Source organism: Flavobacterium sp. LC2016-13 (genome assembly GCF_009707955.1).
Classification (GTDB): Bacteria; Bacteroidota; Bacteroidia; order Flavobacteriales; family Flavobacteriaceae; genus Flavobacterium.
On the sequence record NZ_WMDQ01000001.1, the window covers coordinates 201,093 to 225,441 of the forward strand.

28 protein-coding genes are annotated in these 24,349 nt (G+C 31.6%); 17 read left to right on the forward strand and 11 right to left on the reverse strand.

Annotation, left to right across the window (positions count from 1 at the left end):
• Nucleotides 1-126 precede the first annotated feature (126 nt).
• On the forward strand, nucleotides 127-1,329 hold the full coding sequence (locus tag GKZ86_RS00860) for an ectonucleotide pyrophosphatase/phosphodiesterase (RefSeq protein ID WP_154781247.1): 1,203 nt from the start codon (nucleotides 127-129) through the stop codon (nucleotides 1,327-1,329).
• On the opposite strand, the gene GKZ86_RS00865 is transcribed toward GKZ86_RS00860, so the two are convergent.
• Nucleotides 1,326-1,763, reverse strand: a complete 438-nt coding sequence (locus tag GKZ86_RS00865; protein ID WP_154781248.1) for a DoxX family protein — start codon at nucleotides 1,761-1,763, stop codon at nucleotides 1,326-1,328. The two genes, GKZ86_RS00860 and GKZ86_RS00865, sit on opposite strands and share 4 nt — an antisense overlap.
• 121 nt (nucleotides 1,764-1,884) lie before the next feature.
• Here GKZ86_RS00865 and GKZ86_RS00870 point away from each other — a divergent pair, with 121 nt between their 5' ends.
• Nucleotides 1,885-2,220: a helix-turn-helix domain-containing protein gene (locus tag GKZ86_RS00870; RefSeq protein ID WP_154781249.1), complete on the forward strand. Its 336-nt coding sequence runs from the start codon at nucleotides 1,885-1,887 to the stop codon at nucleotides 2,218-2,220.
• A gap of 8 nt (nucleotides 2,221-2,228) precedes the next feature.
• Here GKZ86_RS00870 and GKZ86_RS00875 read toward each other — a convergent pair whose 3' ends face one another.
• From GKZ86_RS00875 to GKZ86_RS00895, 5 genes are all read right to left on the reverse strand, one after another.
• Nucleotides 2,229-3,068, reverse strand: a complete 840-nt coding sequence (locus GKZ86_RS00875; protein WP_154781250.1) for an oxidoreductase — start codon at nucleotides 3,066-3,068, stop codon at nucleotides 2,229-2,231.
• Between the two features lie 91 nt (nucleotides 3,069-3,159).
• On the reverse strand, nucleotides 3,160-4,068 hold the full coding sequence (locus GKZ86_RS00880) for an AraC family transcriptional regulator (protein WP_154781251.1): 909 nt from the start codon (nucleotides 4,066-4,068) through the stop codon (nucleotides 3,160-3,162).
• A 267-nt stretch (nucleotides 4,069-4,335) separates the two neighbouring features.
• Nucleotides 4,336-5,865 (reverse strand): SulP family inorganic anion transporter, encoded by a 1,530-nt coding sequence (locus tag GKZ86_RS00885; protein WP_154781252.1) that lies wholly within the window; start codon nucleotides 5,863-5,865, stop codon nucleotides 4,336-4,338.
• 262 nt (nucleotides 5,866-6,127) lie between these two features.
• Entirely contained in the window at nucleotides 6,128-6,340 is a 213-nt protein-coding gene (locus tag GKZ86_RS00890; RefSeq protein ID WP_154781253.1) for a hypothetical protein, read from the reverse strand.
• A gap of 29 nt (nucleotides 6,341-6,369) precedes the next feature.
• Nucleotides 6,370-7,350 (reverse strand): hypothetical protein, encoded by a 981-nt coding sequence (locus tag GKZ86_RS00895; protein ID WP_154781254.1) that lies wholly within the window; start codon nucleotides 7,348-7,350, stop codon nucleotides 6,370-6,372.
• Between the two features lie 182 nt (nucleotides 7,351-7,532).
• On the opposite strand from GKZ86_RS00895, the gene GKZ86_RS00900 reads away from it, so the two are divergent.
• The 7 genes from GKZ86_RS00900 (at nucleotide 7,533) to GKZ86_RS00930 (ending at nucleotide 14,231) form a co-directional block, all read left to right on the forward strand.
• Nucleotides 7,533-8,528: a sensor histidine kinase gene (locus GKZ86_RS00900; RefSeq protein ID WP_154781255.1), complete on the forward strand. Its 996-nt coding sequence runs from the start codon at nucleotides 7,533-7,535 to the stop codon at nucleotides 8,526-8,528.
• A complete protein-coding gene (locus GKZ86_RS00905; RefSeq protein WP_154781256.1) occupies nucleotides 8,504-9,214 on the forward strand; it encodes a LytTR family DNA-binding domain-containing protein in 711 nt (236 codons plus the stop codon). The genes GKZ86_RS00900 and GKZ86_RS00905 overlap by 25 nt, the downstream gene beginning before the upstream one ends.
• Before the next feature lie 547 nt (nucleotides 9,215-9,761).
• Nucleotides 9,762-10,067, forward strand: coding sequence for a hypothetical protein (locus tag GKZ86_RS00910; RefSeq protein WP_154781257.1), 306 nt, complete (start codon nucleotides 9,762-9,764; stop codon nucleotides 10,065-10,067).
• Between the two features lies 1 nt (nucleotide 10,068).
• A complete protein-coding gene (locus tag GKZ86_RS00915; RefSeq protein WP_154781258.1) occupies nucleotides 10,069-11,202 on the forward strand; it encodes a hypothetical protein in 1,134 nt (377 codons plus the stop codon).
• A 427-nt stretch (nucleotides 11,203-11,629) separates the two neighbouring features.
• Nucleotides 11,630-11,881, forward strand: coding sequence for a hypothetical protein (locus GKZ86_RS00920; RefSeq protein WP_154781259.1), 252 nt, complete (start codon nucleotides 11,630-11,632; stop codon nucleotides 11,879-11,881).
• A gap of 60 nt (nucleotides 11,882-11,941) precedes the next feature.
• Entirely contained in the window at nucleotides 11,942-13,954 is a 2,013-nt protein-coding gene (locus GKZ86_RS00925; protein ID WP_154781260.1) for a PHP domain-containing protein, read from the forward strand.
• Entirely contained in the window at nucleotides 13,935-14,231 is a 297-nt protein-coding gene (locus GKZ86_RS00930) for a hypothetical protein (RefSeq protein WP_154781261.1), read from the forward strand. Before GKZ86_RS00925 ends, GKZ86_RS00930 begins: the two co-directional genes overlap by 20 nt.
• 165 nt (nucleotides 14,232-14,396) lie before the next feature.
• On the opposite strand, the gene GKZ86_RS00935 is transcribed toward GKZ86_RS00930, so the two are convergent.
• Nucleotides 14,397-14,630, reverse strand: coding sequence for a hypothetical protein (locus tag GKZ86_RS00935; protein ID WP_154781262.1), 234 nt, complete (start codon nucleotides 14,628-14,630; stop codon nucleotides 14,397-14,399).
• Nucleotides 14,631-15,013: 383 nt separating this feature from the next.
• On the opposite strand from GKZ86_RS00935, the gene GKZ86_RS00940 reads away from it, so the two are divergent.
• Nucleotides 15,014-15,478, forward strand: a complete 465-nt coding sequence (locus tag GKZ86_RS00940) for a hypothetical protein (protein ID WP_154781263.1) — start codon at nucleotides 15,014-15,016, stop codon at nucleotides 15,476-15,478.
• A 520-nt stretch (nucleotides 15,479-15,998) separates the two neighbouring features.
• Here the strand turns inward: GKZ86_RS00940 and GKZ86_RS00945 are convergent.
• Complete coding sequence (locus tag GKZ86_RS00945; RefSeq protein WP_154781264.1) at nucleotides 15,999-16,691, reverse strand: S24 family peptidase; 693 nt, start codon at nucleotides 16,689-16,691, stop codon at nucleotides 15,999-16,001.
• Nucleotides 16,692-16,784: 93 nt separating this feature from the next.
• Here GKZ86_RS00945 and GKZ86_RS00950 point away from each other — a divergent pair, with 93 nt between their 5' ends.
• The gene (locus tag GKZ86_RS00950; RefSeq protein WP_154781265.1) at nucleotides 16,785-17,012 is read left to right on the forward strand and encodes a hypothetical protein; all 228 of its coding nucleotides are present in this window, start codon (nucleotides 16,785-16,787) and stop codon (nucleotides 17,010-17,012) included.
• A gap of 297 nt (nucleotides 17,013-17,309) precedes the next feature.
• Here GKZ86_RS00950 and GKZ86_RS00955 read toward each other — a convergent pair whose 3' ends face one another.
• Both GKZ86_RS00955 and GKZ86_RS00960 read right to left on the reverse strand, forming a co-directional pair.
• On the reverse strand, nucleotides 17,310-17,918 hold the full coding sequence (locus tag GKZ86_RS00955; protein WP_154781266.1) for a YkgJ family cysteine cluster protein: 609 nt from the start codon (nucleotides 17,916-17,918) through the stop codon (nucleotides 17,310-17,312).
• 131 nt (nucleotides 17,919-18,049) lie between these two features.
• The gene (locus GKZ86_RS00960) at nucleotides 18,050-18,484 is read right to left on the reverse strand and encodes a hypothetical protein (RefSeq protein WP_154781267.1); all 435 of its coding nucleotides are present in this window, start codon (nucleotides 18,482-18,484) and stop codon (nucleotides 18,050-18,052) included.
• A 277-nt stretch (nucleotides 18,485-18,761) separates the two neighbouring features.
• Here GKZ86_RS00960 and GKZ86_RS00965 point away from each other — a divergent pair, with 277 nt between their 5' ends.
• Nucleotides 18,762-19,991 carry a TMEM143 family protein gene (locus GKZ86_RS00965; RefSeq protein ID WP_154781268.1) on the forward strand — a complete coding sequence of 410 codons (1,230 nt, stop codon included), beginning with the start codon at nucleotides 18,762-18,764 and terminating at the stop codon, nucleotides 19,989-19,991.
• A gap of 141 nt (nucleotides 19,992-20,132) precedes the next feature.
• On the opposite strand, the gene GKZ86_RS00970 is transcribed toward GKZ86_RS00965, so the two are convergent.
• Nucleotides 20,133-20,687 carry a DUF4494 domain-containing protein gene (locus GKZ86_RS00970; protein ID WP_154781269.1) on the reverse strand — a complete coding sequence of 185 codons (555 nt, stop codon included), beginning with the start codon at nucleotides 20,685-20,687 and terminating at the stop codon, nucleotides 20,133-20,135.
• 276 nt (nucleotides 20,688-20,963) lie between these two features.
• Between GKZ86_RS00970 and GKZ86_RS00975 the strand changes: the two genes are divergently transcribed.
• The 5 genes from GKZ86_RS00975 (at nucleotide 20,964) to GKZ86_RS00995 (ending at nucleotide 24,337) form a co-directional block, all read left to right on the forward strand.
• Nucleotides 20,964-21,665 carry a hypothetical protein gene (locus tag GKZ86_RS00975; RefSeq protein ID WP_154781270.1) on the forward strand — a complete coding sequence of 234 codons (702 nt, stop codon included), beginning with the start codon at nucleotides 20,964-20,966 and terminating at the stop codon, nucleotides 21,663-21,665.
• A 93-nt stretch (nucleotides 21,666-21,758) separates the two neighbouring features.
• Nucleotides 21,759-22,232: a DUF962 domain-containing protein gene (locus tag GKZ86_RS00980; protein ID WP_154781271.1), complete on the forward strand. Its 474-nt coding sequence runs from the start codon at nucleotides 21,759-21,761 to the stop codon at nucleotides 22,230-22,232.
• Between the two features lie 77 nt (nucleotides 22,233-22,309).
• The gene (locus GKZ86_RS00985) at nucleotides 22,310-23,056 is read left to right on the forward strand and encodes a hypothetical protein (RefSeq protein WP_154781272.1); all 747 of its coding nucleotides are present in this window, start codon (nucleotides 22,310-22,312) and stop codon (nucleotides 23,054-23,056) included.
• An 80-nt stretch (nucleotides 23,057-23,136) separates the two neighbouring features.
• Nucleotides 23,137-23,817, forward strand: coding sequence for a metal-dependent hydrolase (locus GKZ86_RS00990; RefSeq protein ID WP_154781273.1), 681 nt, complete (start codon nucleotides 23,137-23,139; stop codon nucleotides 23,815-23,817).
• Nucleotides 23,818-23,914: 97 nt separating this feature from the next.
• Complete coding sequence (locus GKZ86_RS00995) at nucleotides 23,915-24,337, forward strand: hypothetical protein (RefSeq protein ID WP_154781274.1); 423 nt, start codon at nucleotides 23,915-23,917, stop codon at nucleotides 24,335-24,337.
• Nucleotides 24,338-24,349 lie beyond the last annotated feature (12 nt).

Consider the following 24,349-nt stretch of genomic DNA (forward strand, 5'->3'; position numbering starts at 1 on the left):
GTCTGGCGTTTTTTTTTGCCGCAGATTTCAAGGATTAAAAGGGTTTTATTTTAAGATTGTTTAACATTCTGTTTTTGCTCTTAAAGGCAGTTATGGGTAACTTTGTGGCTTCAATAAAATTCAATAATGAAAAAACATTTTACCACTCTCCTGTCTTTTACTTTCCTTTTGTTTTCTTTTATTTTACAGGCACAAACGAATAAAGATACTTATGTTGTTTTAGTCTCTATGGATGGATTTCGCTGGGATTATCAGAAACAATTCAATCTTCCAAATTTAAAACAAATTACAAAAGAAGGCAGTCATGCAAAGTCAATGAAACCTTCTTATCCGAGTAAAACTTTCCCAAATCATTATTCGATTGTAACAGGACTTTATCCGGATCATCACGGAATCATCAATAATGTTTTTTATGATGCGGCTTTAAACGAATCATTTTCATTGTCATCAAATGCAAAAAATGATTCAAGATTTTATGGCGGAAATCCAATCTGGAATGTTGCTGAACAGCAAGGCGTAAAAGCAGGATCTTTCTTCTGGCCGGGTTCTGATATTGATAAAAGAAACCCAAGTTATTACAAAAACTACGATAATAAAATTCCGTATGGAGCCAGAATCGATACGATTTTAAAATGGTTACAGCTTCCTGAAAAACAACGTCCGCATCTAGTGACTTTATATTTTGATGAACCGGATCACACGGGACATAATTTTGGTCCGCTTTCTCCTGAAAACAAAAAAATGGTCATTAAAATGGATTCCATTATGGGGGAATTATCCCGAAGATTAGATCAATTAGCCATCGGAAAACAAATCAATTTAATTATTGTTTCAGATCATGGAATGGCTGATATTAGCAATGATAAAAAAGTAGCTGTTCTAGATTATTTAAAACCAGAATGGTTAGGTTATAAAGATGTAATTAATCCTATTATGAGTTTGCAGGCAAAACCAGGTTTTCAGGATTCTATTGTAAAAGCTTTGAAAAAAGTACCTCACATTAAATTTTGGAAATCAAGTGAAGTTCCTGAAAGACTGCATTACGGAACCAATCCGCGTGTTCATGATTTTGTTATTGAAGCCGATAAAGGATGGAGTTTAGTTGGTAAAGAAACTACGCACATAAATGGTGGTACACATGGCTATGATAATGATGAGAAAGATATGCATGCTATTTTTTATGGAAAAGGTCCTGCTTTTAAAATTGACAAAACTGTAAAAACCTTTCAAAACGTTTCGGTTTATCCTTTAATTGCTCATATTTTAGGTTTGCAAATTGGCCAAATTGATGGAAAATTCAGTGAAGTAAAAAACATGCTGAAAAACTAATTATAACCACAACAGAAAAGCCTCATAGAAATCCTATGAGGCTTTTTTTTGATTATTTTCTCCCCCCAGACAACAAAAGCTGCCAAAATAGCAAGAAAGACATTAATGCCAATTTGAGAAGCTTCTCCTCTGCAGATATGAAAAATACTTGCACTAAACATAAGAGCAATTGTTCCAATAGACGTTAACCATACAAGTTTAGGTTTTTGAATAAATGATGGAATTATAATCCCTATTCCGGCCAGTAAATCAATTATTCCTGTTCCTTTTACCAATGCAACAGGAACTTCACCTGTCCAAGGCCACATCATGGATAATTCTTTTATTGAAAGAAATAATTTCATTGATGCTCCCCAAATAAAACATACAGATAAGATAATCTGTGACGTCCAAAGCATAATAAGAACCGTTTTCGAATGTGGGTGTTTTTCCATTTTGAGATAAATTATAAATTAAGATCTCAAAAATATTTATATTTACTTCCTTATTTACAGTACTTCCACTTTGGAAAGTGCTATCCAAAGTGGAAGTGGTATAATTCTAAAATAAACTAAAATGCTAATTAAAGGCGGCTGTCCAAAAACTGCACTTTCAATCAAAGATGCTTTAGAAGCACTGGAAGGAAGATGGAAATTGCTAATCCTGTTTTCTCTTTCGGCAGAAAACAAACGTTTCAACGAAATATCTAAAGCTGTTACCGGAATAACTGATAAAACCTTATCCAAAGAGCTCAAAAGCCTTGAAAACAATCAACTGATAAAAAGGACAGTTTATGATACTTTTCCGCCAACTATTGAATACTCTATTACAGAACACGGAAAATCTTTAGAAAATGTTCTAAACGAATTGCATTATTGGGGGCTTTTACACCGACAAAAAATACTAGGCTAAAACCTTTTTTAAAAACCAGTTGAAACAGAAACTGATTTCCATCCTTCTAATTCTCCCTGAACACTTGCTATTTTTTGGTTCGCCATATTGAAAGCATCTTCTCCTAAAAACAAATGTAACGGTGGATTTTGATCCTGACTTACTTTAATTAAAGCTTCTGCTAATTTTACAGGATCTCCAGGCTGATTTCCGTTGATATCGTCTTTGTGAGCGCTTTCAGATTCTCTTACACTTTTATATTCTGCAATTGGGTTTTCTGGTAATAATAATGAACTGTCTTTTAAGAAATCAGTTCTAAAATAACCCGGATAAACAATCGTTGCATGAACTCCAAATGGTTTAATTTCTGCAGATAAAGATTCTGTTAAACCAGCAACTGCAAATTTTGTAGAACAGTAGATTCCCCAACCCGGAAATTCTCCGTAATAACCTCCAACAGAAGAAATATTAAAAATATGTCCTGATCTTGCTGCACGCATATACGGCATTGTATTTCTGATTACATTCAATAGTCCGAAAACATTTACTTCGTAATTTTTTCTTGATTCTGCATCAGTTAATTCTTCTAATGTTCCTAATAAACCATAACCTGCATTGTTTACTAAAACATCAATTGTTTTAAAATGGCTTACCGCTAATTCAATTGCATTTTTAACGCTTTTTTCATTAACTAAATCCATTTCCAGAGGAAGAAAATTTTCTGACGGATTTCCTAATACTTTTACTAAAGCTTCTTCACTTCTTGATGTTGCAGCAACTTTGAAACCTTCTGCTAATAATTTTTTAGCTAATTCTAATCCAAGTCCTTTTGAAGCACCTGTGATAAACCAAACTTTGTTATGTCCCATGATTTTAAATTTTTACGTTTTAATTACAGGACAAAGATATAAGCGAGGTACTTCTTAAAAATTAAAGTAATCAAGCAAGAAGTTACGAAAATCAAACAATTTCGGCAATACGATAGTTTTTAGGCGAAACCTGAACATTCTTCTTAAAAAAATTGATGAAATGAGACAATTCTTCGAAACCCAAACACCATGCAATTTCATTAATATTCCAATTGGTTTGTTTGAGTAGAATCATCGCTTCCTGAACAATTCTTTCAGAAATAATCTGAGAAGTTGTTTTACCGGTAGTTTCTTTTAAAGCTTTATTTAAATGATTTACATGTACATTTAACTGACTTGCATATTCTGAAGGCGAACGAAAATTAATTTGCTGCGAAATTGATTCTATCGGAAACTGACGTTCCAATAATTCCAGAAACAATGAAGAAATTCGAATTGTAGCGTTTGATTTACTGTATAATGAAGTAGTTACAGTCTGCGTTTTTAATGCTAAATGAATAATTTCGAAAACAAGATTTCGAAGTACATCATATTTAAAAGCGTAATCAGAATTAATTTCGTCAAACATTTTTAGATAAACTGTTTTTAAAGATTCAGCTAATTCCATAGAAATCGGAACTATCGGATTTCCGCCTGGCTGGAATAAAGGGTATTCTTTTAAATTTCCGTATTGACTAAAAAAAGCATCTGTAAAAATGCAGAAAAAACCGGTTTGGTTTTCATCTATTTGTTCCCAATTGTACGGAATTTGCGGATTTGCAAAAAACAAAGCCTGATCTTCAATCCCAACCACTTTATCAGCATAATGCACTTTGTTTTTTCCGATGATCAAACTGATTTTATAAAAGTCTTTTCTTGTATAAGGAAATGGTTTACAGATACTACCAACAAAATCATCTAATTTAAAAACATTAAAATGTCCGATTTCTTTTTTAAGATTCTCGGGCATTCCGTTTACTTTGATGGTGTAAAAATCTTCTAAGGTTTCTGTGAGTTTCATTTTGTAAAGTTACGAAAATCAATCTTTATTTTAATTATAAAATATTTTGCCACGAATTTCACAAATTTTCGCGAATTAATTTTCTAAGCATTGCGTATAAAAATTCGTGCAAATTCGTGCAATTCGTGGCGAATCTTTTACCGATTAGATTCATTACGGTACGACTCTACGAAACAACAAACCCGACAGGTTTTAAAAACCTGTCGGGTTTACCGCAACGTAAATAAAAGTATATACTTTAATTCACCACTAATAATTCATCATTACTTAAGAAACTACTTTATACGTAGGATCTTCAATCACATTGACATTAATAACGGCATCTGCATTTTTAAGTAATTGTCTGCAATCTTCGCTTAAATGCTGTAACTCTATTATTTTATTTTCCTGAAGGTATTTTTTAGTCAGATTGTTTAGAGCTTCAATTGCAGACATATCAGCAACACGACTTTCTTTAAAATCAATTATTACATGATTTGGATCGTTTTGTACATCAAACTTTTCCATAAAAGCTGCTATCGAACCAAAAAACAAAGGCCCGTAAATTTGATAATGTTTCACTCCTGCTTCATCAATAAAATGACGTGCACGAATTCTTTTCGCACTTTCCCAGGCAAAAACCAGAGCTGAAATAATCACACCAATCAAAACTGCCAAAGCAAGATTATGCAATAAAATTGTAATGACGGCAACGAGGATTCCAACAAAAATATCGTGTTTCGGCATTTTATTAATAACCTTAAAGCTTGCCCATTCAAAAGTAGTAATTGCCACCATCATCATAACGCCAACCAGAGCTGCCATTGGCAATTTTCCGATTACGGGTACTCCAAAAAGTATAATTAACAGAATTGTTAAAGAGGCAATTATTCCTGAAAGTCGGGCTCTAGAACCTGCACCAAGATTCACTAAAGTTTGTGCAATCATCGGACAGCCTCCCATCCCGAAAAAGAAACCGTTTAAAATATTCGAACTTCCTTGTGCAATGCATTCTCTGTTACTATTTCCGCGTGTTCCGGTAATTTCATCTACTAAATTCAGCGTAAGCAAACCTTCAGTCAAACCAACGGCTGCAACAATAACAGAATAAGGAAATATCACTTTAAAAGTTTCAAAAGAAATTGGAATATTGGGAATATGAAATGGAGGAAATCCACCTTGAACCGATGCAATATCCTGAACGGTTTTTGTTTCTATATTGAATATAATTACAATGGCAAAAACTACCATTATGGCTACTAAAGAAGCCGGAACCGTTTTTGTAATTTTAGGAAAAAGCAAAACAATACTAATTGTAAGCGCAACTAAACCTAACATAATATATAAAGGTGTGCCTTGCAACCAGCCAACTTGCCCATTTACTATGGTTTTAAATTGTTCTAATTGTGACATGAAAATTACAACTGCCAATCCGTTTACGAAACCAAACATAACGGGCTGAGGCACCAATCGAATAAATTTTCCGAGTTTAAAAAGTCCGATACAAATTTGTACTACCCCGCCTAAAGCGACGGCTGCAAAAACATACTCTATACCATGCGATTTCATTAAAGCGATTAAAACGATTACGGTTGCTCCCGCCCCGCCAGAAATCATTCCGGGTCTTCCTCCAAAAATCGCAGTCACTAAACCGGCAATAAAAGCAGCGTACAAACCTACCAAAGGTGGAAATCCGGCTAAAATTGCAAACGATAATGATTCAGGAATCATTGTCATCGCCACTGTTAAACCAGCTAAAATTTCATTTTTATAATTGACTTTTTGGGTAAAGTCAAAGAGAGACAAGGCTTTTTTCATAAGCCGCAAATTTAAAGAATAATTTACTGCAAACCCAATAAAACGTCTCTATGCCAAAATACCGTTTAACAAAATTGTTCTAAAAACAATTCTATAACTAAAAGAATAAAACTTATCATATTTCAAAAATGTAATTATTTCAAAATTTTCTTCGTGCTTCATTATAAGTCTTGCCAAAAAAATTTATGACATCAAAATTATTGATAATCTATTATAAAAAAACGGGTATTTTTACCCTTTTTTCAAATAGTAATAAAATAAGTTATTCTAGTGCAACACAAACATATCCCAGACAATTTACATAATCTATGATATTTTTGGGTTCAAGTTCAGCACCTTCAACCCTTAATATTTTATCACAATCTTCTAAATCAAAATTGATTTTATAATCCGGAAACTGACTTTGAATAACGGCGATAACATAATTTTTATCTGCTTCTTTCTGAACGTTTGTTTTAAAAACCTCAACAACCATAATTATTTGTTTTTAATTATTGAATCTGATTAAAAAGGATTGTAGGATATTCCGAATCTAAAATATCCCTGAGTATCTTCTGTATGGTCATAAACATAACGATTGGTGCGTTCGCCTTTTGCGGTAATTCGCGTGCTTAATACGTTATTTACTCCGGCTTTAAGAAAACTGATTACTTTTGGCGTAATGCTGTATTCATAAGTAATGCCCGACTTTAACTCCAACTGATTTAACTCATAAATCCCCTTCAGATTTGAGGTGTTTAAATTTAAGTAAAAACTTTCAGAATTTAACTCTGTTCCTAAGGAAATTCGTCCGTTTTCTAACAACTCTCTTCTAAACAATAATCGTTGTGGTAAAATAAAATCAATATCCCATTTCGAGTCTGTAAACTTATGATTGTAAGTAAAAAGCGGTGTAATCGGAATTATAGATGAAGGATCTAACATTGCCAAAGCACCAATAGTAATCGTTGTATTTTCTGTTCTTTTAACCACTATGTTTGCCGTTACAAAACCTTTTACACGTTGTACATTTTCCTGATTTCCATCAACTGTTGCGGTTGCATTATAAATAACAGGTTTACTAAAAAGAGTCGACATATAAGTTGCGCTCACCGCGGCCGCCAGATAATGAAAATCCTGCTGGTTTCTGGTGTAGGTTTCTGCTGAAGAATAATTGTAAATATCACCAAAATTGTAGCTTTCATATTTATAACGCAAAGAGCCTGTTAAAACAAAACGCTTAGAATCACTTTTATAAAACGGCATGTTGAATGCAACTTTTAATCGGTTATGACTTTCGATTCTTCCTCTTTCAAAATCATTTCCAAAAAGTTCCGAATCATAATTTGTCGGGCCTAATTGTTCGTATTGCACATCAAAAGTTCTGGTTGTCGGAAATTTATCTGTTACCGCTTTACCAAAGGTTTTCATACCCGGTTCTTTTTCCTGAGCCATACTTTGCAAAGAGGTACAGACGAATATTACAGAAATGATTCTTGCTTTCATAAATGATGTAAAAATTAAATTTTGTTTTTGAATGGTATTTCAAATGCGGTTCAAAAGTAATCGAGAAGCTTCTATTATTATAGTATAATTATACCAATGGCGTATCATTTATACCAATGGCGTTCGTATAATTTTATGCTGCAAACAACTATAAACTATAATATTACCTTAATTTTGCCGTTATGACGATTCTTAAAGTATATCAGAATTTTTTCTTCCGGAACCTCATCGTGCACACTTTTATCTTTTTGGTGATTTTGGCCTGTGTGTATGACGAAATACGATTAGATGGCCACAGTTGGTCATACATGATTAGTAAAATAACGGTTGGTTATTTTCCTTGCATTGTATGGATTACAATTTTCAATCTTTTTATCATCAAACCTTTCTTATTCAAGAAAAAGGCTAAAACATTCTTTATACTTTTTGCCATTTACTGGACTTGTTTTTACTTTTTCATGAATTGGTTTTTTCCTCTTATGGGTTTAGGGAATTTTAAAACGCTTCAAATATTATCGCTGATTATTAACGGAATGTTTTTTTATTTTATTCATGTTGTGATCACGAAAAAAATCATGGATACTGATAAAGATATCATGAATTTTAAGTCTGAACTTTCGTTTTTAAAACAGCAGCTCAATCCGCATTTTTTGTTGAATGCGATGAATAATTTGTATGGAGAATCGTTATCTGAACCGGATAAATTGCCGGACAGGATTTTGAATCTTTCAGACATGCTGCGTTATCAGATTGAAGCCACGAAAAAAGATTATGTTTTAATAGATGATGAACTCGATTTCATTAAAAAATATGTTGATTATTATACTTTTAGAAACGAAAGATTAGCCGTAACTCAAAAGTATGATGGTACTTTTGATACGATCGAAATTCCGCCTTTGTTCTTTTTGCCTTTGGTCGAAAATGCCGTTAAGTTTTCCGGAGAAACTGCCGAGCCTTTTATCAACATTGATTTGAAGGTGAAATGTCAAAATTTATCTTTTACAATAAAAAACAACTATCTCGATTCTGGTTCGCGGCTTTCGAGCACGGGAATTGGAATTGAAAACCTAAAAAGGCGTCTTGAGGTTTACGGTTTAAAACATGAACTTAACTGCAAAAAAGAAAAGAATACTTTTACAGTAAAATTAAATATATGGCATCTTCCTACCGCTGTTTGATTATAGATGACGAATCGCCTGCACACAAGGCGCTCGCATCGCATATTTCGAAATTTGAAGATCTGGAACATTCCGGAAGTGCTTTTAGCGGAATGGAAGCGGTAAAAATGCTGAACGCCAATAGTTACGATATTATTTTTTTGGATATTAATATGCCTCTAATTTCAGGCGTCGAATTGATGGAGTTACAACCCAATCGACCGCTTACGATTGTTACAACTGCTTATTCTGATTACGCACTTTCGGCTTATCAAAACGATGCGATAGATTATTTACTAAAACCTATTTCATTCGAAAAATTCTCTAAAGCAATCGAAAAAGCTAAGATTTACTTTTCCGGTAAAAGCCTTAAAAAAGAAACTACTACCAACCAAAAAGTACTTTCGCATCGTGTAAACGGGCAAATGATCGACACGCTTTTATGTGATATTATTTATATCGAAAGCCTTGGCAATTATATGAAACTGTATAGCGCGAAACTTAAATCGCCTATTATCATTTATGGTTCACTTTCGAGCATTGCATCAGAAATTGACAGCACAAACTTCATTCAGGTACATCGTTCTTTTATCGTAAATGTCGATAAAATTAGTTCGGTTACCTTCAAAAATTTAACGATGTGCAATAATGAAATCATTCCTGTAGGACGAAAATACCAGATTTTGCTGGATAGTTTCTTTAAATAAACCGTGCTTAATTCTTAATTTATAAAAATCTAAACTTTAAATAGCTGAACTTTTTTTTGTAATAAAAAACCGTATAAATACGTATTGTGGGTTTTGTGGATTTTTGGTAATATTGTTTATTCAAAACCACCTAATTTCAAAGTTCCACGAAGTATTTTCCTTTATTCTACAAAGTATCATTGCAAAGCTCTGTTAATGTCTCTGTCTTTGCCACCTAAAAGCGATTCGTTTTATAAGTATTATAACTAATATTAAAAAACATATCGCATAAAGTCAAGAGACTTTGTAGAATGGGATTTTACTGAAACTTCCTTTAAAAAATACTTTTACCAAAATATCAAGAATCTCAATTTTAAACAGTTGAGATTTTTTTTGTACTAAAAAACGTGTAAATACTTATTGCATTTTATTCTAATTAGTACTAATATTGTTTAATAAGTTAAAATGCCATTACTCGCCAAAACACTAATTACTATTTAAACAATTAAGCACTCGCAAACCGAAAAGAGGTAACAGAGTAGGTAAAAATTTAAATTATCCAAAAATCATGATTAATGTAACCCTAAATGTTTATGGTGGTAAAGCACCTAATCCTATTAAAGTTGTTATTGATAATATTAATAATACGAATGACTTTTATTACCACAGCAAGTCTTCCTTTAATCAAAATTTTGATTTGCCCGATGGTAAATATATGATGACGGTTTCAGGCATTAATCCTTCTTCTGCAAATGCCCACACTGACATTAAAGTTACTGGCGAATTCTCAGTCGGTCCATTACATAATGACCACAGAGATGTAAGCTCTCAATTTTATTCTGAAATTTTTTATTTTGAAATCTTAACATCATAATATGAAAACTAAAATCATTTTTATTTCTATTATATTGTTATTCACGACAATTAGTAAATCTCAATCGACTGATACTTCTAAAAGTGACATCATAAACTTTAATGAGAAAACTAAATCGGGAAACTACAAAGATATCCTCACCAGTTTTTTTCAATTAGCGACAACTAATTTATCTGGCGACGAAAAAACGATAGATTTTAACTCTACTCTTTTTGCATTAAAGGCAAAAGCCAATCCTGAATTAGAAAGAGATATTAATTATATTAAAGAAACATTTTCAAGAAACTTACAATTTAATTTTAAAGCTAATCTAAATAAAGATTTTAAATACACTGGTTTTACCGGAGGATTGACTTATGCTATAATAAATGGCCGAGACAAAAGTGTGGTCGAATTTGGTAAAGATTTCGACAGTTTATACACAGAATTTAATTCTAATTTGCAAAAAATTCAAGCGGATATCGTTGTCAAAATCGCAACTGACGAAAGATTAAAACCCGAAGAAAAAGAAGCAAAACTAAAAGACTTTAATGACAATATAATAAACCGATACATCAACAAGGAAGACATTACTTCTAAAGACAGCGATCTGGTCGCGGAATTTAATCTGCAATTAAAAAACAACAATGCCAGTACACAAGATCTATTAGAAAAAGTACATGCATACAAAAACAAGTTTTACCAAGAAGTTGAATCAAAGGCACTTTGGACAATTGCTGTAGACGGAACTGCGAATAAAGAGGGCAAATTTAATAAAGCTTCTATTGGAACTATTTTTCTCAAAGGCAATAAAGAAGCCTGGAATGAAATTGATCTTCGGGCAAAATTCATTTATGCCGATACTTTAGTAACAGAACATTTACCAAGAACAGCATTAGATGTCAAAGCCGGAATGAATTTTAAAATAGGTAAAGCTCCGCAACAACAAAGCTATTTTGAAATTAAAGTAGCTGGAGAATACAATAAAATATTCAATAATGTATTACCAGATGAAGATAGCGAAGTAATTACAGCAAACGCAGAAATTAGAATTAGAATAGCCAATGATCTTTGGGTTCCTCTGATTGTAAAATATGATATTGAAAATTCGAATTTTCTGGGGTTTTTAAATGTCACGTATAATTTTGGTATTTAGATAGTTTATCAAGTTCTATAAAGTGTTTTGTAATTATTTCATTTTAGTTAGTATCAAAACCTCCCTAAATTAATGTTTCGGGAGGTTTTTTTATGCATGCAGATCCATAATCTTCCTTTTTATGTTATTTAGGCTGATTTAAACTATCTTCTTTCGCTAAACTTTTTATCTCAATGTGACAAAAATATCACGTTATAACCCTAGACACTTACTAATAAAACTATATCATTTGCACAATATGTTTTAAAAGAAACAGGTATAAATACTGGGTGATTGGTTTTTATTTATTATTATACTTGTTGATAAGAATAAATTTTTTTTAAGATTATGGATTTCCGTAAAATCTTTAATTATTAACAACTAACCTTTGTTTAATATATTTTGATGGAATACAAATCATAACTAATATTTATTAAAATAAATTATCATGATAACAATTGTAAATAATGTTAAAAAATTAAAAGAAAATCCTAAATCTTTTATAGATGCGAATGCTATTATAAATGAACAAATACAATTAATTATAAAAGACTTAACACAGAAAATAAAAAGAATTAACTCGCCACATGATGCTAAAGTTGTAATAAGTGGAGACTCAAAGGGGTTTTCGTTAAATATCGATTCAGAGGATGAAGAAACTATTAAATTAATTCAAAATGTTTTGGACCAATTAAAGTAACTCTTATACTAAAACAAAATATATCCTATATACTTTTCTTGTAATTTTTAATCAAAAAAAATGAAAAAAATTGATTTACACATACATACGGTCCCTTCTATTAGTGACACTACGTTTTTTTTTAGCTTAAACTCTCTTAAGGATTATGTTGAAAAATTAGAGATAGATTGCATTGCAATAACAAATCATAATCTTTTTGACAAACCCCAATTTGAACAAATTTCTCAAGAATTATCTATAAAAGTTTTTCCTGGAATTGAGATTGATTTAGAAAGTGGTCATATATTATTAATTTCTGAAAATGATGAATTAGAGGATTTCAACTCTAAATGCAAAAAAGTAACTGAACTAATCAAAACTAAAAATGATTGGATCACATATGAACAATTAATAGCTATTTTTCCATTGTTAGATAAATATCTATTGATTCCACATTATGATAAAAAACCTAATATAAAAGAAGAAACTTTAAAAAAGTTAGGTGATAATATTTTTGCTGGTGAAGTAACTAGTTTGAGAAAATTCAAAGCTTGTATTAAAGAATCTGATAAATTAGTACCAGTGATATTTAGTGATTACAGGTTTACAGAAAATATGATTGTTTTTCCTACAAGACAAACATATGTCGATGCAGAAGAATCAACATTAAGAGCTATAAAAGGATGCTTGTTCGATAAATCAAAAGTTTTCTTGTCAAAAGAAGAAGGAAATGACTCTTTCCAAGCTACTGATGACGGAGTAATGCTGTCTACGGGACTAAATGTAATTATTGGTGAAAGGTCTTCAGGAAAAACTTATACATTAAACAAAATTAGTCATAGTTATGATAATATTAAATACTTAAAGCAATTTTCGTTACTTCAAAATGATGAAGAAAAGTTTAGAGAATTAGTAACGACAAGGCATAGTCTTGTATCTGAAAATTATTTAAAAGAATTTAAAGATGTTGTATATGATGTAAATGAAATTGACATTAAAGCTAACAATAACAAAATAGAGAAATATATTGACTCCTTAAAAAAATATGCATCAGAAAATGATAAACTAGACTCATTTTCAAAATGCAAATTATATAATGAGACAAGTTTTGAAACTGATGACTTAGAAAACTTAAAAAAGTTAATTAAAGCAACAGAATTATTACTCGAAAACAAAGAATATAAAAGTATTATAAACAAACATATTACAGATCAACTCTTAAAATCATTAATTCTTGAATTAATTGAAACTCATAACGAAACATATAGAGGAAATCTAAAAAAGAATTGGACTAATGACTTAATTGATAGAGTAAAAAATGATTTACGAATTCGCTCTTCAACTACTGCAATAGAAGATACTGATTTTGCTAAAATTCAAATGGATAAGATTAAAACAATTAAATTTATAGAGTTAGTAAGGAAGTTACAGCATGAAAAAGAGATTGATAGCAAGGAAATTAGAGGTTTTAAAGTAGTTGCAAGAACAAAAAAATATACAGGTGCAAGTCAACTTAAAGCAAAAAGCAAAAGGCAGCTAGCCTTTACTGAGGCATTTAATAAATATAATGATCCTTACAAATTTCTAGTTGTTTTAAAAACTATTGGACTTGAAGAAACGGAATATTATAAATATTTTGCTGACATTGAATATAAAACTCTAAATAAATATGGATTTGAAGTTTCTGGCGGAGAACGCTCTGAGTTTAATCTTTTACATGAAATAAGCGATGCCTTAAAACATGATATCCTTTTAATAGATGAACCTGAATCTTCCTTTGATAATATTTTTCTTAAGAATGAAGTCAATGAATTAATTAAAGAAATCTCTAGAGAAATACCCGTTATCGTAGTTACTCATAACAGTACAATTGGAGCTTCTATAAAGCCCGATTATTTATTATATACACAAAAAATAATTAAAGATGAAAATGTAGATTACAAGATTTATTATGGTCATCCAACAAGCAAAACATTAAAAAATGTCAATGGAGAAGAAATTCAAAACTTAGATATTTTATTTAATTGTTTAGAAGCAGGACAAGAAGCATATTACGAAAGAAAAAACAGAACATATGAAATACTTAAAGATTGAAGAGAATAAAGGACATTTTATAAAGGACAAAAATCAACCAGAAGTTTGGAATGATATTGACCAAATTGAAAAAGATGATTTATTAAAGCTTTTAGAATATGCTACCAACGAAAATTTTGAACTTGACGCATATGATGAGAATTTACTTGGAAATAAGGCTCATCAAATAATCTATAAACATTTATCTGAAAAATTCACAAGTTTTCTTTTGAATAAAGACAGATTTAAAGATGAAGCAGAAAATGTGTATAAAGATGCTATTGAGAAATATCAATAAAATTATAACATTTTACCTCTTAATAAAGTGGATTTATAAATAGGTCGGGTAAATACCCCATGCTTGCACAAGCGAGACGCTCGCGCAAGCAATAAGGCAAATAGACAATTTTACAAATCAAACAAAAAAGCCACTTCACAGTGGCTTTTTGTTTGATTTCAATTCTTATTCAACCTCCAAGTAAGGATTTAAAATTTCGGCTAATTGATTTAGCCAATAAAAACCATTTTCGAGATTGATCATTTCTAGTTTAAAGGTTTCGTTTTCTCTCATTACGCTTAGTGCTACTAAATAATTGAGTTGCCGAATGGTCTTTGCCATAATTTTAGGATCTACTGTTTTGTTGAAGAAATCAGTAAGCCTCAATTCGGCTTCTTTTGAAAGGGTGTTTGTACTCATAATCTTAACTTTAGGGAAATATAAAACCCGCATAGCTAAGGTGTCCTACGCTGTTAAGAGAGCGTTACGGTTGTTTCCAATACCGCCACCATACCACACGGGCAAAAATTTTTTCTGAGTTCATAATCTTAACTGTTAGGACTCCAAAGATATTAAAAAACCCGCGTAATCACTATGGGTTTGATGATCAATCAAAAAAACAATGGCAATTAATTCTTACACTTTTATTTTATCATTCTATGTACTTAAACCTCAACAATAAAAACCCATAAAATGCCCTACAGACCTCCTATTCTAAAAAATAATCAACTTTAAAATAATTTTCTTACATAAATAATTATCTTCGCAGAGCCATAAAACGTTAACCCCCAAATTTAAACCGAATGACCATTTTTAATTTCCTACTTAAAAAATCAAATTTAGAATGCCCCAGATGTCTAGGGAAAGGATTTGTTGATGCAGAAGATATAAAACGCTTAAACAAACAACTAAAATGGGCGCCCGGCCCATGTGCTTATTGTAATGCTTCGGGAAAAGTTACCGAAGAATTGCTTTCAAAATTACCCGTAGATACCACTTATCTCACAATAGATTTGCCGGAATCTGAAATAGAAAAAATAAAAAATGGTGATCAGGAAGCTATAGAAAAAGGGAAATTACAAGAACTTTTTATAGACAATCTTATAAAATATGTTGAATATCATTATCTGCACGAAGATATGGATGCGCAAAGTATTGCCGATTTATACCTCAATACCGAAGATGACAAAGCGTTGTTTTCAGTAGAAAAAGAAAACCTTATATTATATATTCACAAAATAATTGAATTGAAAAGGTCTGAGGGTTAAGAAGGTTCAAAGACGCAAAGGTTCAGAGGGACATAGGTTTGCTTATCTTTGTCTTCCTGAGCGAAGTCGAAGGACATGCACGGAAATCCGCAAACTAATTACCTAATCTTTTACGAGCAGCAAAAGTGTCCTTCGACTTCGCTCAGGAGGACAATACCAGACGTCGTCGTCTTTAAAACCTTTGAGCCTTTGCACCTTTGTTCCTCTGAACCTTCAAAAAGAACCTTTTGAACCTTCAAAAAAAATCAAAAACAGGTATAAATACGCATTGCCAGAATTATAATTTGTGGTAAAATTGCTCTTGAATAATTTTTGTCAAAAAATTATAATTTCCTGGGAAGGAGATTATTTAAAGATGTTATTTTTTTTGGAGCAATAAAGTGAGATTTCAAACCTTGGGGGCTTTGAAATCTCATTTTTAGTTTAGAGCTTTTTTTTGAAGGTTCAGAGGAACAAAGTTGCAAAGGCTCAGAGGTTTTGTATGTACAAAATCTAATCCCGAGGCTTCGGGGCTAAAATCCTAAAACTGCGTATTAATCCTTACTGAGGCTTTAACCAATGCAAGTGTTTTTATACTGCTTATAGGATATTCTATTGTTTGATGTTCCGGATTTTGAGACACGAATTGCACATAAGACTCTCGTTCTGATTGTTTTAAAAATCGGATAAAGAAAAATTCATTATCATCGTTATTTACATAAATCAGGTACATTTCGCCCCAAATTATATTGTTCTCCAGATTGTTGATTTTCTTGTAAACTACAATATCTCCGCCTTTTAAGAGAGGATACATGCTATCGCCTGTAACATACAACGCGCCATCACATTTTGTTATTTTAGGTATTCTGATATAATTAACCGGCATCTGCTCCAGATTGTCTCCAAACAAATCTATAATTTCGGCAGTTGTTTTAACATCATAAACCGGAATATCAAGTTTTTGAATTTTCTCTAATTTTTCGTAAAGCTCAGAGTTTTCGCTCAATACATCAAAATTGAGCATATTTCCTGTGCCTTTTAAAAGCCAGTCGAGATTTACGTCAGGATACTTACTTAAGATATTTTCTAATTTATCAACTCCAATTGTTTTATCATGTTTTAGCTGACTGGCAAAAGAACCATTTGACATGCCAACTTCTCTTTCGAAGGCACTAACTTTAATGCCTTTGAAATCTAGATATTGTTTAATCCTTTTTAAAGTGTTTTCAGTCATAAAAACTTATTTTTTTAGATAATGTCTTACTATTAATTTTGCTTCTAAGAAATATCTTACTATATTTGTCTTACTTTTAATACAAACGAAGCGATGGACAAAAATATAAAATCTAAACCAAGTTATAATCAAGATGTGCTAAAGATTATAAAAGAAAGACATGGATATTCGTATGATTATATCAGAAAGTCTATTCGGGGCGATCGTGTTGGTATTATTTGCGACATTATTAAGTCAGAATATAACAGGCTTAATAATGAATATAAAAAGTTACTCGAAAATCAGACTAATAGATTGAAGAACGAAAAAAACAAACCGTAACACTAACACAATCAGGTTCTAAGATACAAAAATTAAGATTACCAAAGAAGCGGCCCTGCTCTATCTAAAAGCGTTTGCAAAAACAATAAAGAAGAATCCTAACTATCTTTATAAGCTTATGAAACGGGCCAAAAAAATCTATTCTTGCAATAGATTCAATTTTAGAAGATGCACTTGATCATGCATCTCTTTATTCCTTTAGGAAAGGCAAGGCCGTAAAGAAACATCTTTACGGTTTTTGTTTTTACGATCAGTTTTACGAATTAAGTTTTGTAAAAGACTGGTTTTTAATAAGATTTAAGCAATATGTTCTAGCCCGCCCGGAAATGGCCTGTAGGCATAATAATGTAATACTTCTTCAATTGCTATTTTTAGTGCTTCATTAACGGGAAGTAAAGTAATTCCTAATCTAAGATCAATTTGCGCTAATTGCATATAATAATCGGAAAAGATAGGTACGTATGTTTCTTTGTTTATAAATTCTTCGGCTTTATTAAAATTTTCGAGCTGTTCTTCTTTAATGATTTTGCAGGTAACCAATCGTAGTTTTCCAAATTTGTCTGTATTCGCTCCGTAACCAAAAAGACGACATATTAAGCCGCGATAACGGTAGTTACTACAGCTTCCTTTATGGTATTCTAAAACAGAAAGTGAACGGTATAAAAAGCAATTTTTAGTTTTGAAGTTGCTTAACGACGCTAAGGTTTCTTCGGCTTTTCCATTCAAAAATAAATGAAATGCCCAAGGCAAAAATTCTAAAGGCGAAGCATCAATATTGGGTGTCGAACAGCATTTACCACAACCGGCATTACAGGATAAATGAGTTTCAGATTGAAAAGCTTTAATTTCAATTTCGAGACGATCAAACAATGCTTCAACCTGCCGAACTTTATGTTCTATTGCCATTCTTTTTTCTGTAAGGTAGGCTAATAGAAATGGCTCATGCCAGAATTGTATTTTTATTGTGAATCGTTTATGTTATAAAATTAATTTTCAAATTTTAAATCCCATATTTCAACGCTGCAAAAGAGAAAAACTTAGAGCCTTTGTGACTCAGAACTTTTGAATTTAAAAAAAGTAATTGCGCCGGTAGACCACAGAGCCAGAAAAATTAAAACGGGTTGAAAAAATAATCGAATCAAACGAGATAAATCTGTGTCGAGTCCAAAAGCTGAAGTTCCGTTTAAATATTGGGCGATATTTCCGGGAAAAATCAATACATAAAATACAGCCAGCGCGATTCCCACTTGAATTTTATGACGTGTTAAAAATAACATACTAAGTCCTAATGTTATCTCTACAATTCCTGAAAGTATAACAACAAGATCTTTATCTAATGGAATCCAATTAGGAACTTGTGCCTGAAAATCGGCTCTCTGAAAAGTAAAATGACCAATTGCTGCTGTAATCATAAAAATTCCCAACAATATTCTAAAGAAATTTTGAGTGTTTGTAGTTTCAATATTTTCCATATCAAGTATAATTTGCTTAAAATTATTTTAGTTTATATGTTTAAAAAGAGCATCTTACTAAAAATAGTCCTTTCTCAAATTTACAACAATAAGCCGTAAATTATTTGTAAATTTTTATAGAATCGTTGTGTAATATCCATATCAGTATTCTTTTTGTAATTCTAAACCTTTGAATGCTTAAACTTTTGAACCTCTAAAAAAAATGTATCTTTGAGCCTTTGCAACTTATTTGCATTTATTTGCCTGTAATACCACAAAATTAAAGCCCAAAATCGATATGACACGAGAACATTATATTCCCTTTAATAAGGAATTCTTACTCGAGCAACAAATAGCAGCTTTCGCCGAAGACCAGAAAAAAGTTGATGATTTTAAAAAATTATTCGATATTATCGAACATTATTATCATTATGAAGCTTTTAACCTCAATCGGAATTTAAAACAAAATTATGCGCTTTTTGATCCTGATTTAAGCTTAAAAGAGCGTGAGATATTTGTTGGCAAAAGTGATTTTTCTGTTTTTAAAGAAACGCTTCTTACGGTTTTAGAACACGGTAATTATCGTCGTGTAGATCAGGAAACTTTAGATAAATCGTTTAAAGACTCTGATTTAATAGGTTTAAATCTTTCTATAGATTTTAATGCTTTTAGAGATTATGAGCTGTATGTGCGCGGCAGTCATAAAGCAAAAGAAAAAGTCAAAAAATATATTTTCTGGACAAAAGAAATAGAGATCGAATATTATGATCGCGTTATGATTTATCTGAATTATAACGAAGCCGATTATCTGAGCGAGAAAAGAGTCAAATTAGGCAAAATGCCAATTGATCCGGGAACTATTGCTTTGAAGATTTTTAAACGTGTTCCTAAAAACGATGTCGAAACGATATTTCCAAATGCTATTCCGAGAATGTCCCTAAAAGATAAATTATTACTTTGGGTTCCGGGGCTTTTTGGTGGAATTTCACTGTTGAGTGCTAAAGTAATTCCGGCTCTTATAAACATGTATGATGCCTACGAAACGGGCGAAACGATCGATTTATTAAACAGCAAAACTTCCTTGAATCAAGGTTTAATTGCTTTGGGAATTTTATCTGCTTATTGCTTTCGTCAGTACAATAATTTTGTAAACAAGAAAATCAGATATTCTAAAATGCTTTCGGATAGTTTGTATTTCAAGAATCTCGGAAACAACAGCGGTGCTTTTTATTCGCTCTTAAATTCTTCTGAAGAAGAAGTACTAAAGGAAACTATTTTGGCTTATACTTTTTTATATAAAAACAATAATCCGTTAACGGCAGAAGAACTTGATGATCAAATCGAAACCTGGTTTAAAACAAAGTTTAATACTGAACTCGATTTTGATGTAAAAGATGCTTTATTAAAGTTAAAAAACATTGGTCTTGGTACAGAAACTAATGGAAAATGGGAAGTTATTCCGTTAGACAAAGCACTTGTTCAAATTGATGAATTGTGGGATGGCGTTTTTGATTATAATAAGGGATAGCAATATTATTTTTCAACGGATTGAATTGCCAATCTGTGTCGAATCCTGCATGTGATTTCTCGTTCCTCGGGATGACACAAACTTTGCGCATAAAAAAAGAGGACTAAAAAGTCCTCTTTTTTTATTTTGTGTTGAGATACATTATTCGTTATCTGCTTCTACAAGATCTTCTATGTTTTCGCCCATATCTCCAACAGCCACCAATTCAGGTTTAGAACCTTTTAGTGCGTTGAATCTTTCCAGTTGCTCCAGCTCTCCTTCTTCTCCGCTGAAATACGGGAAAACATCCATAATTGGTGATTCTGAAATAGCCGGAATAGTATAATCTCCCATAGTGCCTTTCATAACCGAAACCGTGTTATCATACGCTTCTTTTACGTCATTGGCCTGAACTAACAAATACATGTTTGTTTTGCGTTCTTTACCACTTTCTTCATCAAAAGCGATTAATGAAACTTTCGATTTAAACCAGCGATCTGCATTTTCAAACGGATGAATCTCAGCGTAGTTCGCCACTTTTATGTTTGTAATTTTAAATTCTTCACTAACATAAGCTGCCATTTCTTCATTAATCCTGCTTTCAGCTTCTGTATACGATATAGCATCTACCAAATAAGGTTCTGTTGTAACCTTTTGTGCTCCTATATCATCTGTTTTTCTATATTTTACTTTGCATTCGTACCAAACTGCGCTCATCTCTATATTTTTTTAAGGATGCCAAAGATAGATTTTAAAGAAAATAAAATTGTTAATTCAGAGAAATAGATATTCACAATTTGAGATAAATTTCTATTTCAACCATTATTCTTTTTTTCGGATGGAATTTACTTATGATTTAACACAATGCTATTTCAAACTATACTATAAACTCGATATTATTTGATAGATTTGTAAGTATAATCCATTAAAAAAAACATTTAATAGATCTATAAAATACCCCAATCTATTTATAAAACTTTAAAAATCAAAAGAATGAAACTTACTAAGTATTTAAGCGGACAAGGTTACGATTTAATCGAAGGTCCGGCAAGAAGCCATAAACCATTGCAATTATGGGTCAAAAAAACCTTTGATGAAGCACAGCTTTATTATGCGAGTATCGAACACGCTTTTAAAAGTGATGTTGTTTTAAATGAAATTGAAAATCCGGCATTAAGCGTTGATGCTACTCAAAAAGACGATTATGGTTTTAATATCGGGATTACACTTTTAGAAGAAATTCTAAAAACACTCGGGCTTGGTACTTTTGAGATTTCTGCGAAAATAAAATCGGGGAAAACAGTAACTATTAGTTATGAAAATTCGATTACAAAAGAATATGCTATTGGAAATTTGGAAGAATATTTATTCGATGCTGATTTCCTGCATCCTAATCCATCGCTTTTAAGAAATGCAAACAACAATAATATCCTGCTTATCACAGGAACTGTTTTTGCCAAAAATCTTGTCGTGAATATCGAAACTGATTTTACATTAGACGCAAGTTTAATTACGAGCCTGAATGCTGTTGCTGAAGGTAAACTGGAATTTACAATGAGCAGCCAAAGCAAATTAAAAATGGTTTCGAATGTTGGTATTTATTTTCCAATTGCGGTTAAGGCAAACAGAATAGATTTTGACAGAAGCCGTTTTCAAAAATTAATATTGGTAACCGATAATATCAATATTTTTTAAGGTTATGAGTTTTGTAAATTTTTCTGAGTTAAACAAACTCAGAAAAATTTACATAGCTTTGTTATTCTATCTAACCCAACTAAACCAAAAAAAATGAGAACATTAGAACAATGGTTTGATGAATACGCTGTTAGTCATCAAAACCCAACAAACAAGGCGATACATTATATATGTGTTCCGGCAATTTACTTTTCTATTGTAGGTTTATTAATGAGTATCCCGAGTGGTATTATTGCCAATACATTACAACTCAATACGCCAATTATAGAAAATTGGGCAGTTGTGGTTTTGCTTTTTGTGCTTGTTTTCTACATTCGATTATCGGTTGTTATGGCAATTAAGATTGCTGTTTTATCTGCAATTTGTCTTGTTGTTAATTATTACATTGGTCAAATTGTTCCGTTATGGGCTTTTTCTATTGGTGTTTTTGTTATTGCCTGGATTGGACAATTCTACGGACATAATATTGAAGGCAAAAAGCCTTCGTTCTTAAAAGATCTTCAGTTTTTAATGATTGGTCCGGCGTGGGTTGTAGAGAATTTGTTTTCCGGGAAGAAGGGAATATAACTCTTTTCTCTAAGATTTGTCATTTCTCCTCCATCGAAATGACAAATCTTAGGGTTTATTTATTGAAATCAATAGTTATGAAAATAGATAATAAAGAAATCCAAATTGAACGTGATGATATCTTTACTTATAGAAGAATCAGGCGCTCGATTGGCTATTTAGGAATAAGTCTGCCTTTTCTTTTAGTTGGGTTTTCTTTTATTGCTATTTTCAAAACGCAGCTTCAGCCCTCAATAAGCGATTATTATTATACTAATCTTCGGGAAATTTTTACCGGAACTTTATGTGCGGTAGGATTATTTTTGATTTGCTATAAAGGCAACAGCAATGCTTCTTTATTTAAAAATGATGGTGTATTAACCAATATTGCCGGAATTATGGCAATTGGTGTAGCGTTCGTCCCGATGAATCCGGATGATTTTGCTATTAAAATATATACGCTCTTTCCGTATCCTGAAAAATGGTTCGGATGGCTTCATTACACTTTTGCCGCTTTATTATTTTTAATTATGGCATTACTCTCCATTAACGTTTTTACCATTGGTCAAAAAAATGAAACAAGAGACCCGAAAAGCATTTTAAACGAAAACAATATTTATAGAGTTTGCGGTTATTCGATATTGGTTTTTGTTGTTATGGTTCCCATTTCTGAAACTTTTAAATTGTTTCCGTATTCGACTTTGGTTTTTGAGGCATTGGCACTTTTTGCTTTCGGAATTGCGTGGTTAATTAAAGGTCGTGCTTTGGGCGATAAGGGAGAAATTGGGCGAAAATTATATCAGGAAAACAATCCTGTTGATACTGAAAAAATATTTGAAGAATAAGGTGATTTTAGAAAAAACTGAATGAAACATCACTTAACTACTTCAATTATAAATGATTATTAATTTAAATTTTATTAATTATGAAAGTAACTTATTATGGACATTCTTGTTTTTCGGTTTATGCTAATGGAAAACACTTACTCTTTGATCCTTTTATTACGCCAAATGAATTAGCAAAAGATGTTGATATTGATGCTATTAAAGCTGATTATATTTTTATTTCGCATGCACATTATGATCATATTTTTGATGTAGAACGCATTGCAAAGAATACCGGAGCGAAGGTTCTTGGGAATTTCGAAATCTATAACTGGCTTTTAAAAAACGGAATCGAAAATGCACATCCTATTAATCCAGGTGGAAAATATGATTTTGATTTCGGATCTGTAAAATGTGTTATTGCACAACATCCGAGTAGTTTTATGGATGGATCTTATGGCGGAATTGCTTGTGGTTTTGTATTAACAACTGTTGACGGAAATTTTTACTACAGCGGAGATACGGCCTTGACTTTAGACATGCAATTGATTCCAAAATTTACGAAACTTGATTTTGCTGTTTTCCCAATTGGCGACGGACTTACGATGGGAATTGAAGAGGCAATTGAAGCTTCTAAATTAGTTGGGGTTACTAAAATATTAGGGGTTCATTATGACACTTTTGGTTTCATTATTATGGACCATCAAAAAGCTGATGAGGGTTTTAAAAATGCAAATCTGAATCTTTATCTACCAAAAATTGATAGTACAATCGAGTTATAATTTTATTACTTGTTGGTTGATTTTGCCGTAAAAAACTGATAAAAAATATTATATTAGCCCAACAGAAAAATCAAACCTTAAAACAAACAGCTCCTTAATGAAAGAAAAAATCCTGAACTCAAAATTGATCTTATTAATTCCGGCATATTGGGCTTGTTTGTTTGACGAAATTATTACAATTATAAATCAATCTGATCAATATTGGAAAGGTGATTTAAGCAAAGCAAATGAAGGAAATCCTATTGGAGCATTTGTGATGGCACATCATACTTCCGGATTATTTATAATTAGTGCGTTATGGCTTGTATTAATTGGAATTATTGGCCATTATTTATCAGGTAAAAAACTGAAAATTTTTGCTCTCTTTGTTTTAATTGTTCATTCTTTTGGAGCATCAAGTTGGTTAAGCCAATTTTATAGTTTTTGGTACATGATCATTTTCATCTTTATTAATTCTATACTTTTTATTGAAGTTGACAGTATTTATGAAAGAAGAAAATTTGAGAAAATAAGAATTTAAAAGACAGTAATT